13 protein-coding genes are annotated in these 10,838 nt (G+C 64.9%); 9 read left to right on the forward strand and 4 right to left on the reverse strand.

Annotation, left to right across the window (positions count from 1 at the left end; all coding sequences use genetic code 11):
* Positions 1-229: 229 nt before the first annotated feature.
* Complete coding sequence (locus KBA48_RS30160; protein ID WP_292912391.1) at positions 230-796, forward strand: TrmH family RNA methyltransferase; 567 nt, start codon at positions 230-232, stop codon at positions 794-796.
* Between the two features lie 176 nt (positions 797-972).
* Here the strand turns inward: KBA48_RS30160 and panD are convergent, their stop codons facing one another.
* From panD to KBA48_RS30180, 4 genes are all read right to left on the reverse strand, one after another.
* The gene (panD, locus tag KBA48_RS30165) at positions 973-1,431 is read right to left on the reverse strand and encodes an aspartate 1-decarboxylase (protein WP_292912392.1); all 459 of its coding nucleotides are present in this window, start codon (positions 1,429-1,431) and stop codon (positions 973-975) included.
* Positions 1,432-1,459: 28 nt separating this feature from the next.
* Complete coding sequence (deoA, locus tag KBA48_RS30170; protein WP_292912393.1) at positions 1,460-2,797, reverse strand: thymidine phosphorylase; 1,338 nt, start codon at positions 2,795-2,797, stop codon at positions 1,460-1,462.
* Positions 2,798-3,796: a TAXI family TRAP transporter solute-binding subunit gene (locus tag KBA48_RS30175; protein WP_292912394.1), complete on the reverse strand. Its 999-nt coding sequence runs from the start codon at positions 3,794-3,796 to the stop codon at positions 2,798-2,800. It abuts the gene before it with no gap.
* A 206-nt stretch (positions 3,797-4,002) separates the two neighbouring features.
* On the reverse strand, positions 4,003-4,215 hold the full coding sequence (locus tag KBA48_RS30180) for a DUF4287 domain-containing protein (RefSeq protein ID WP_292912395.1): 213 nt from the start codon (positions 4,213-4,215) through the stop codon (positions 4,003-4,005).
* 222 nt (positions 4,216-4,437) lie between these two features.
* Between KBA48_RS30180 and KBA48_RS30185 the strand changes: the two genes are divergently transcribed.
* The 8 genes from KBA48_RS30185 (at position 4,438) to KBA48_RS30220 (ending at position 10,749) form a co-directional block, all read left to right on the forward strand.
* On the forward strand, positions 4,438-5,991 hold the full coding sequence (locus KBA48_RS30185) for a S41 family peptidase (RefSeq protein WP_292912396.1): 1,554 nt from the start codon (positions 4,438-4,440) through the stop codon (positions 5,989-5,991).
* 140 nt (positions 5,992-6,131) lie between these two features.
* Positions 6,132-6,299: a 50S ribosomal protein L33 gene (gene rpmG, locus KBA48_RS30190; protein WP_029012212.1), complete on the forward strand. Its 168-nt coding sequence runs from the start codon at positions 6,132-6,134 to the stop codon at positions 6,297-6,299.
* A gap of 503 nt (positions 6,300-6,802) precedes the next feature.
* The gene (locus tag KBA48_RS30195; RefSeq protein WP_292912397.1) at positions 6,803-8,077 is read left to right on the forward strand and encodes a site-specific integrase; all 1,275 of its coding nucleotides are present in this window, start codon (positions 6,803-6,805) and stop codon (positions 8,075-8,077) included.
* Between the two features lie 205 nt (positions 8,078-8,282).
* On the forward strand, positions 8,283-8,477 hold the full coding sequence (locus KBA48_RS30200) for a helix-turn-helix domain-containing protein (RefSeq protein ID WP_292912398.1): 195 nt from the start codon (positions 8,283-8,285) through the stop codon (positions 8,475-8,477).
* Between the two features lie 148 nt (positions 8,478-8,625).
* A complete protein-coding gene (locus tag KBA48_RS30205; RefSeq protein WP_292912399.1) occupies positions 8,626-9,330 on the forward strand; it encodes a helix-turn-helix domain-containing protein in 705 nt (234 codons plus the stop codon).
* Positions 9,290-9,442, forward strand: a complete 153-nt coding sequence (locus KBA48_RS30210; protein WP_292912400.1) for a hypothetical protein — start codon at positions 9,290-9,292, stop codon at positions 9,440-9,442. Before KBA48_RS30205 ends, KBA48_RS30210 begins: the two co-directional genes overlap by 41 nt.
* Positions 9,439-10,062, forward strand: coding sequence for an AlpA family transcriptional regulator (locus tag KBA48_RS30215; protein WP_292912401.1), 624 nt, complete (start codon positions 9,439-9,441; stop codon positions 10,060-10,062). Before KBA48_RS30210 ends, KBA48_RS30215 begins: the two co-directional genes overlap by 4 nt.
* A 135-nt stretch (positions 10,063-10,197) precedes the next feature.
* Positions 10,198-10,749 carry a DNA-primase RepB domain-containing protein gene (locus tag KBA48_RS30220; RefSeq protein WP_292912402.1) on the forward strand — a complete coding sequence of 184 codons (552 nt, stop codon included), beginning with the start codon at positions 10,198-10,200 and terminating at the stop codon, positions 10,747-10,749.
* Positions 10,750-10,838 lie beyond the last annotated feature (89 nt).

A 10,838-nucleotide genomic window follows, 5' to 3' on the forward strand; every position in this document is an offset into this window, starting at 1 on the left:
CACCTGGACCAGGATGGGGTTGGCGCTGTCATCGGGCAGGCGCACGGCCACCGCACCGGCAGGACCGGATTCAGGATGATGGTGGCCACAGCCGGGGCCGTGGATATGGGGCGGATTGGGATCGGGCATGACCGGCGCGCAGGCGAGGGATGGGGGCAGGCACCTTGCCCCGGCGGCCCTTTCCATGCAAGGAGTCGCGACAATTCCCCATTCTCAGTATCAGGTCATCATGCGCGGCTATTTCGCCCTCGGCGCCGAAGGCATCAGCAAGTCCGGCAATCTGGGCACCATCATGCGGACGGGCCATGCGTTCGGTGCCAGCTTTGTGTTTTCCGTGAATGCCGTGGTCGATATGAACGAACTGCGCGTCACCGACACGTCGGGCGGCGTCGATCACGTGCCCTATTATGGTTGGGGATCGATCGCGGAGATGGCGCTGCCGGCGGGGTGTCAGCTTGTTGGGTGCGAGTTGACCGATGATGCGGCGGAACTGCCCAGCTTCCGCCACCCGCTGCGCGCGGCCTATGTGTTCGGGCCGGAACGGGGCAACCTGTCACCCGCCATGCTGGCCCGCTGTGACCATGTGGTGAAGATCCCCACCAAATTCTGCGTCAATGTCTCGGTGGCCGCCGCCATCGTCACCTATGACCGCATGATCAGCCTGGGCCGCTTCGCCGAACGGCCCGTGCGCGTGGGCGGCCCGCGCGACGCCATGCCCGACCATGTGCATGGCAAGGTGCGGGTACGGAACAAGGAAAGCCTGCGCATGCGCCCGTTGCTGGGCGGGTGGGAATAATACCATTGGTCAAAATTCTTGACCGATGGTACGGCGGCGACTGCCGCCGCGCGGCCCATGCCGCGTAGCCAAGGGCGCGGATGCGCCCGCCGGCGATTGAGGCGCACGAAATCATGACCGATGGTATCCGCGCCGACCGGCGCGGCGGCGGCGCGCCCCCCCCCCGTCCCCCGGTCTCAGCTACGGATGGGAACCTGCAGGGTGACTGCGGCGTCGCGCCCATCGGTGATGTCCAGCGTGCGGAAATCGTAATCACGCTCCGGCCCCTTGAAGACATCATATTCAAGCACCCGGTCCACCGTATTGTCGGGCTTGAAGGTCAGGACCTTCGGCTTGATGTCGTAAAGCTGTTCGGGCGTGATGCTGGCCGATGCGGCGATGATCACCTCGTCCCCCTTCTGGCAGGTGCGGGCGGCGGCACCATTCAGGACGCAGCATTTCGAACCGGGCTCGCCGAAGATCACATAGGTGGAAATCCGCGCGCCGCTGTTCTTGTTCCAGATTTCAACGAATTCCAGCGGATAGACGCCGGCAAGCGCGCATTGCTCGGGGTCCAGCGTGATGGAACCGTGATAATTCAGATCGGCGCCCGTGACACGGATGCCGTGGAACTTGGCGCGGACGATGGTGATCATGGGGCCTCCGGTCGGGCTGGCACTGTCCTCAGGGTCCGCCGATCATTCCGGCCACCGGATCGGCGGCCGCGTCGGCGGTTTCGCCAATCACATAAGCGTTCCTGACGCTGCATACCACCGCATCCGCCGCAGCCCTGTCCGCCGCATGCACAAGACAGAGCGGGCGATCCGGTCCCACGGCCGTTCCGATAGGCGCCACCTGATCCAGCCCCACGCGCGGATCGATCCCGTCCTGCGGCCGGGTGCGGCCCCCGCCCAGCGCCACCACGGCCAGCCCCAAGGCGCGGACATCCTGCGCCACCACATGACCCGCATGCGCCGGGAACACCGGAACCACCACCGGCGCAGTGGGCAGATGCCGGTCCGGCCGTTCGATCAGGTCGGGTGGCCCGCCAAGCACCGCCACCATGCGGGCGAAACGGTCGGCGGCCGCACCGGTGGCGATCGCCTGTTCCACCAGCCGGGCAGCACCCGCCGCATCCGCCGCCAACCCCGACAGAAGCAGCATTTCACCGCACAGAGCCTCGGTCACCCGCCACAGGCGCCCGTCGGGCCTTTCGCCGGCCAGGATCGACAGGCATTCCCGGACCTCCAGCGCGTTGCCGGCCGTATGGCCCAGCACCTGCCCCATATCGGTCAGCAGGGCGCGGGTGGGCAGGCCGGCATCGGTGGCCGTGGCCACCAGCATCTCGGCCAGTGCGCGGGCCCGTTCCGGGCTTTCCATGAAGGCGCCCGATCCGAACTTCACATCCAGCACCAGGGCGTTCAGGCCCGCCGCCAGCTTCTTGGACAGGATGGACGCCGTGATCAGGTGAACACTTTCCACCGTCGCGGTGACATCACGAATCGCATAGAGACGGCGATCGGCGGGCGCGATTTCATCCGTGGCGCCGACAATGGCGCACCCGACCCGGCGCACCATGGTTTTCAGCCGGTGCAGGTCAGGCCGCCCGTCATAGCCGGGAATGGCTTCCATTTTGTCCAGGGTTCCGCCCGTGTGACCCAGCCCCCGGCCGGAAATCATGGGCACATAGCCGCCGCAGGACGCGATGATGGGGGCCAGCAGCAGACTGACCTTGTCCCCCACGCCCCCCGTGGAATGTTTGTCCAGCACAGGCCCGCCCAGCCCTTCGCGCGACCAGTCCAGGGTCGTGCCCGACCCGGTCATGGCGCGCAGCAGAGCGACCCTTTCCGCCTGATCCATGCCCTGGAACCAGACCGCCATGGCGAAGGCAGCGGCCTGCCCCTCCGACACCGACCCATCCGTCAGGCCGGCGATGAAGGACGCAATATCATCGGCCGACAGGGCGTGCCCGTCACGTTTACGGCGGATGATCTCCTGCGGCAGGAACATAGGCTCGAACACTCACCGGGGCTTCTGGCCCGGACAGGCCATGGCGATGGGATCCACACCATAGCGTGTTCCCGCCGCCGGGTGCAGGGGGGCAGACATGCGAAATGCCGCAGGGCGCAGCAACACCATATCGGGGTCCTGCCGATGCAGCGCCTCCCGATTCGCCCGGCTGGCCAGGGCCGCCGTCAACTGGGCCGCCAGGGCGGGGTCCAGCGCCGGACCCGCAATCCAGGCCACGGGCTGCATCATGGTCGCCACTTCGGGCTGGTCACCGTCATAGGTGCCCGCCGGGATGGAACCGGGGGCGCCGAACGGGTGCAACCCGGACAGGCGTCCCGCCGCATCCCCCGTGACCGGCAGCAGCCGCGCCCCCGCCGTCACCGCCATCGCGGCAACCGGATCGGGGGTGGCGGCGATGCGGAACATCGCATCGATGCGGCCATCGGCCAGCGCCAGGGCCGCCGCTTCCCCGCCGATCTCCACCCCCCGCACCTGCTGCCGGCGCAAGCCATAGGCGGACAGGATACGTTCCGCCAGCCGGCGTTCATCGGAGCCGGCAACGCCGATGGCAACGCGCCGTCCCTTCAACTGCGCGGGATCGCTCAGGTTGCCCTCGGCCCGCACCAGCACATGCAGCGCCTCGCTGTAGATCTCGCCCAGGATGGTCAGTTCGGCCGGCCGGGTGCCGGCAGCCGGGAAACAGCGGGCCGCATAGATCCGGTCGGCGGGCGCCAGACCGGTTTCCACGGCACCGGACACCACCGCCTCCACAATGTCGCGGCGGTCGGGCAGGCTTTGTGTCAGGGCGATCAGGCCGGGCACGCCACAGGCGCGGCCGTCGATGCAGGCGGGCATGCCCGGCGGGCGCGACAACATGGAGGCCAGGGCCGCCCCCACATCGAAGCCCCGCTCCCCCGACGGATCGGCCGCGATACGCAGATAGCGCACGGCCAAACCGGTATCCGCCGGCGCGCGGCCAAGCGCCACCAGTGCCATCAACGGCACGGCCATCAGCGGAATTATCCAGTATTTGGGGGACATGGCACCAACGCCTACCAAGTTTGGGCTTATTCACGCTTTTTCAGCGTGCCTGTCAAATGCGCCCTGGTGATGGCAGGCCGATTCGTTCCGGCTGTTGCCGGCCGGATTCATGATCTCAGGACAGGGGGGGCGGCACCCGCCGGACAGTGGAATTCCGGCCTGATCCTGCCGATCGGTTACTTGTCGGCCGACGCCAGTATATGGGCCACGATGGCGTTGGCATGGCCGTGCCCCATGCCATGTTCTTCCTTCAGCATGGCGACCAGTTCCATATGCCGGGCGGGAAGGCGCAGCCGCACCAGATCCAGCCAGTCACCGATGGGGCGCCCATATTTCTTCTCGATCGAAGGGAAGTAGGATGCAGGTCCCTTGACCACATCGCTGGTCATTATGGCAGCCCTCATACCGGACATCATGGTCGATACAACCAATATGCCGGCCTGACGGTAGCGTAAACCCTTCCGATGGGCGCCAAGGGCGTGGAGGCTGCCCGTTCCCGCCCGAACTAGCCTTTTGGCCCGTCCACGGACTTTACGCATCCATGGACCTGCGGCACTCTGTCATCAGAGGAAGCGCCGCCATTGAGACGGTGCCCGACGGGGGAAACGCGCATGGCATCACGGCTCGGGTCGATGCTGGTTGTCTTCAGCCTTCTGGGCGGTGTCAGCACCGTCCGGGCCGAACAGCAGGTCCTGCCCCCCATTGCGAACCTGACGGCCGAACAACTGTTTTCCGTCGCCTTCCGCCCCATCATCGACAATGCGCTGAAACCACCTTCCATGCCGGACCTGCTGGGCGACGGGTTGCGGCGCGTGGCGGCGGCCGACCGCACGCTGGGCATCGTGTCGGTGCCCGGCCATCTGCTGCTGACCCGCGACGGGGTGGAGTTGTCACGCGTGGCCCTGCCGGCCGACATGATTCCCGAGCGCTGGGCCAATGCCACGGCCGACATGCTGCGCGCCATCACCGCCGCCTCCCCCATCATTGCCCAGCGCGGGCGGGAACAGGTCTGGAGCGACATGTTCGACGGCATGATGACGGACCTGGACCCCTATTCCCGCTATGCCGAGCCGAACCGGGCGCAGGGGGAGCGCACGCAGCGCGAAGGCTATGACGGAATCGGTGTCGGCATCCGTACCGTCGACGGGTTCTTTGAAATCTCCGACATGGTCGCCGACGGCCCTGCGGCCACTGCCGGCATCCGTGTCGGCGACCGCATCTTTGAAGTGGCGGGCACACGTATCATCGGCCTGCCCTATGACCGGCTGTCAGCCCTGATCCAGGGGCCGGAGGGAAGCTGGGTGGAAATGAAGGTCGGGCAGAACGACCAGCGACAGCGCAGCGTATCGGTCCGCCGCCGCCATCTGGTACCCAACACGGTGCAGGCCAGCCTGACCGATGGTGTCGCCACCATCCGCATCGACCGTTTCAATAACGCCACCCAGGACAATGTGCGCCAGGCCATCCAGCGCTATCTGGACAAGGGGCCGGTGCGCGGCGTCATCCTGGACCTGCGCGGCAATCCGGGCGGGGTGATGGTCCAGGCCGTGGGCGTGGTGAACCTGTTCGTGCCGCAGGGCCGAATCATCACCACGCGCGGCCGCAACCCCAGTTCCATCCAATGGTTCGAGGCGCAGAAACCCACCACCGCCTTTCCCGATCTGCCCCTGGTGGTGATGATCGACGGGCAGACGGCATCCAGCGGGGAGATCGTGGCGGCAGCCCTGCAGGATGCCGGCCGCGCCCTGCTGGTCGGCACCTCCACCTATGGCAAGGGCAGCGTGCAGCATGTGACGCAATTGCCCAATGGCGGGGAACTGTTCATCACCTGGAGCCGGATCTACGCGCCCAGCGGTTACAGTTTCGACGGGCAGGGCGTGCAGCCCAGCCTGTGTACCGCCCTGCCCGGCACCAGCGTGCCGGCGCTGCTGGCCGAGGCGGCGCGCGGCGACCGGGGCGAACAGGCGCTGCTGGCCCGCAACCGTCTGGCCGCCCCCGACGATGCCGACGCCCTGGCAAAGCTGCGCGCCGCCTGTCCCGCAAAGCCGGCCGACAGCGTGGCATCGACCGCCGCGACCATGTCTTTGGCGCGCGCCTTGCTGGAAGATACGGCGCTGTATCGCCAAGCCCTCGCATCCCGTCACATCAACGTTGCGGAGAGGTAGGGTCTTTGTCCTTGACAGACGGGGGCGGATGCGTAGATTCCGCCGCTGTGCCGCTGGGGGTCTTCTTCCGGCGGAACTGGTTTATATGGATCGGCCGCGCGTCCTTGCGGTGGCCGCAAGTCAGACGCAGGTAGGGTATCATGGCTAAGCAGAACACCGTGCTGATCAAGTTGGTGAGCACCGCCGACACGGGTTACTTCTACGTGAAGAAGAAGAACCCCCGTAAGACGACCGAGAAGCTGGAATTCAACAAGTATGATCCGGTTGCTCGCAAGCACGTGGCCTTCAAGGAATCCAAGATGAAGTGATCTCCCTTCCGGGATGATCCTCTCTGGATCGGGGTTACGGCCCCGACACGACACAGAACCCCCGCCGGTCCGCCGGCGGGGGTTTTGCTTTTGGGGCGGGTTTGTCCTGTACGGCTGGTAAGGCCGTTCCGACTGGTATCCTGATGTTCGAATCAGCTCTTACGGACGACCACTCACGGCATCCGACTCCTGCAACGGGCATGAACCGGGGCGCATCCGGAATTCCGGAAATGCAAAAGGCCGCCCGAAGGCGGCCTTTGATGCATCATCTTGATCGTGTCTGGAGCGGGCGAAGGGATTCGAACCCTCGACCCCAACCTTGGCAAGGTTGTTGTCGGCTGTTTCGCGGCGTTCCCTGTTGTCTCCCCATGTCCATAACATGCTGATTTAACACCGTTGTTTGTGCCACCCTATCACAGCCGATTCCCCAACATTCCAATTTTGGTGGACACCATGTGGACACCATGATTCAATGGTGTCCACCACGGCACCGGAGAACGGCCATGTCCAGCCCCTCGCAGAAACTCACCAAGCGCGTCGTTGACGGTGCCGCACCGAAGGAAGCCCGCTACGATCTGTGGGACAGCGAGTTGCCCGGCTTCGGTCTTCGCGTCGAGAAGAGCGGCACGAAGACGTTCATCATCCGCTATCGCGCGAACGGTGGCGGACGCACCGCGCCGCGTCGGTTCATGACGGTGGGGCGATACCCCACGCTCTGCATGGAGGATGCTCGGAAGAAGGCGAAGGAGTTGTTGGGAGCCGCCGCGAAGGGCGACGATCCGGCGGGAGAGCGTTCCGCCAAGCGCAAGGAACTGACCATCGCGCAATTGATCGACATCTACGCCGATGAAGGCACGTCGCACCTGAAGCCGCTGACGCGCAAGTACACCTTGGCCCGACTTCAGCACCACATTATCCCGACGTTGGGCACGAAGAAGGTGACGGAAGTCGGCCCGGCGGATGTTGAACGCATGATCCGCGCCGTCACCAACGGCAAGACGGCGAAGGATGAGAAGGTTGGCCCGCGTGCCCGCGTCATCGTCAAAGGCGGGCGCGGCGCAGCCGCGAAGGTGGTGCGCGACCTGTCCGGCGTGTTCGCCTTCGCCAAGCGACACCGCATCGTTGCCGAGAACCCGTGCGAAAGCGCCAAGAAACCCACCGACAACAAACGCGAGACGTTCCTGTCCCTTGACGAACTGTCCAAGATCGGCGCTGCGCTGGATACGGTAGCTGCCGAAGGCGCGAACCGCATGGCCGTGGATATCATCCGCCTGTTGGCGTTCACTGCGTGTCGCCGCAACGAAATTTGCGGGCTGCGGTGGAGCGAAGTCGATTTCGATCATTCATGCTTTCGCCTTGCCGATACCAAGACCGGCAAGTCGGTGCGCCGTTTGGGTGCGCCTGCGCTCGAACTGCTGCGCACGCTGCCGCGTCACGACGGAACCGACTATGTGTTCCCGGCGACAAGCGGTTCGTCGCATTTCCAGGGATTGAAGCGGGTGTGGAAGCGCGTGCGGGAACTTGCCGGGATGCCCACCATCATGCCGCACACGCTGCGTCACACATTCGCCAGTGAAGCGGTGTCGAATGGCGAGACATTGCCGATGACGGGCGCATTGCTCGGCCACGCGAACGCACGCACAACGGATCGGTACTCACACATCGCGCAAGACCCGGCAAAGCAAGCAGCGGATCGTGTCTCACGTCGCATCGCAAATGCGATGGCAGGCAATGTCAGTGGTAATGTTGTCATTCTTAAAGAAAAGAGTGCAGCGTGAAGCGCAACAGGGTGCAATAGGAAAGCTGTCGAGAAATGTCGGGATGTATCACTTTGATTCTTGATGCTGTTCTCGACACCGGTTATGTTTCCTCTTGGGAGTACCGGTGATAGCGTCCTTTCGGACCAACCCCGCACCGTTCTACGGATCAACCGTGGGCGGGTGAGGTGTGACCATCCCCGCTCATATCGGCGGGAGATGTGTCATGGCACCGCGAGCCTACACCGTTGAACAGTTCCTTCAAGCCTACAACCTGAGCCGCTCCACCCTGTACCGCCTGTGGGAGCGGCGACAGGGGCCAGCGATCATGCGCGTCGGACGGCGCGTGCTCATTCCCGTGGACGCGGCGGACGCATGGGCCAAGGCGCACACCCTGGAAGCGTCTCAGCCTGCGGCGTGAGCGGATATGTATGTATATCCGCAACTCACCCAAGAACCAGCTGATATCACATGGCTTTTCGGCTCGCCTCTGCGTGGTTCTTCCGATAACCCGGCATTTTCGGAAGCTGGCTTCCGAAAACTGCCCGATAGCCCGATGAGAGGGAGCCATGATGTCGCGCCCCTTCTCTCGGCGGGGAGACGACAAGCTCATCCGCATTCCAGCACCGAAGCTGGACCGGAAAGACGACGGCTCCATCCGGCGGACCAAAGACGGACACCCGGTGATCCGCAGCACGGGATACATCCCCAACCTGCCGGACGAGTTCAGAACGAACATGCTGCGAGGTACGTTCCTTGCGGAGTTCGGGCGGCTCTCCGAACGTCGGCTTTCTCATTGTGCGCTTCTGGTGTTCTTGAGGCTGTTGTCTTGGTGTCGGTGGAAGTCCGCCGAACTGTTGTTCGACGACGCGACCGGCGAACCCACCCCGGCGGACGGCGACGGGAACTATGTTTTCGCCGCGCTCGGGCGACCGGGCACAATCACCAAAAGCTTCACCCGCGAACAGCTTGCCGAAGCAGTCGGCGCGACACCACGCGCCGTCTACGATGCCTTGAAGCAGCTATCCAAGAACTCGCTGATCCGCGCCGTTACAGTTCCTCAAGCGACAGCAACGAAACACCGGAAGAAGGGCGGTCGGCCCGAAGAGCTGCTTCGATACGAAATCAACCCGGATTACGCCTACAACGGCCCCCTGAACGACGGTCTCGGCTACGCGGAAATAGCCGGAAGCTTTCGTGAATACAAACAATACGATGAGAAGGATGCATTCGATGAAGACGACGCTTCGGAAGCCTCCCCCGACGCTCCTTGATCTTCTGCGCAAGAAGTACCGGAAGCGTTCGCTCGCTCTCGGCCTTCGCCGCACGGTGCTGATGCGCCGCAAGGCCCGCATGATCCTGGCGAAGTGGAAGGATGAAGGATGATCGAAGCTCCCCTTCGCGCGGCGACCGCGCTTGTCTTCGTCCGGCTGCATCTGGCCGCGACGAACATCGCCGACCGCGTTCTATCCCGCATCGTGTCGGAACGCTGCGCCGATTGGTGCGCGGTCCATCGCTTGCCGGTGCCGTCCGTGCGCGACATCGCGCGGGCGATGCGGTCAATGGGGTACGCGCACGCGAAGTCTCACGGGCAACGGGTATGGCGCGGTGCCGCGTGGCGCGAACCCGATCCTTGGGAAACGTTGGCTGCGCCCAACATCCTGGGGCGACTCACCACCAGCGCGCCCGTGATGACGTTGGCGGAGTTCTGCGACATCACCGGCACGGCGCGGAGCACCTTCTACGCGCTTCGCGCACGCGGTGAAGCTCCCGCCGTACATCGTCGCGGCAACCGCCTATTCATCACGGCAGCGGATGCGGCGACGTGGTGCGCGGAGCAGGGACGGCATGCCGCCGTGCTGAACATCGTCGATTGGACGGAGACGCGGCGCAATTCGGTCACACGGATCACCCGCCGCTCGACCGTGAGTGATGGCGGGCCACCCCACCAACCGGCAACACGGACGCTCGATCTGGACATGACGTGGACGGGAGCGGCGGCATAGCGCCCCGCACCATCGAAAATCCGAGTCGGGGCAACGGGTAAGCCGGTACACGGATTGGGGTTCCGCCCCGCGACGCTTCTACGACGGCAACACCGACGGGCGCGCGCTGCGCACCGGGGCGAGGGAGGGTTCGGCATGCTGGACCTTGCGGAGAAACAACGCCTGACCCATGACGCGCTTCGCGACTTCACCCACGCCTTGCCGTCCCGCGCCTATGACGTGCGCATCATCCCGCGCAAACGCGGCAGCCGCCCGGCAACGCGGAACTGGACCCGCGCCGTGTTGCTGGCCCCGGACACCATCAAGTTCCTGAGAGCGGCGAACGCCGACGGCTCCGATATCTTCATCCGCCCCGGCTTCGCGAACTACGTGCTGGTGGACTTCGACGCGGACGGCGACGCGCGCTTGAAGGCAATGCTCGATGATGGCGTTCCCGTCGCCTTGGCCGTCCGCACCAGCCCCGGTCATGTGCAAGCCTGGATCGACATCGGCCCCATGCGCGAGGTGACGGCGGACGAAGGCGCAGAAGCCGCGCGCATCCTCGCGCGCCGTTACGGTGGCGACATGGGCGCGACGGGCCGCATGCAAGTTGGCCGTGCCCCCGGCTTCTTCAACCGCAAGCCCAAGTACCGGGATGAGAACAATCACTGTAAGCGTCAGCCGAAGCCCGTCTTGCGGAACGTCTAATAACTGAGATTCTGCCGCCCCCTGATTTTGGTGGTGGCGGATGGTCGGGATTTTGGAAATGGACGGTCTTGGGAGTGCTCGTAAGAGCG

Origin of the sequence: Niveispirillum sp. (assembly GCF_017996735.1) — a bacterium.
Taxonomy (GTDB): domain Bacteria; phylum Pseudomonadota; class Alphaproteobacteria; order Azospirillales; family Azospirillaceae; genus Niveispirillum.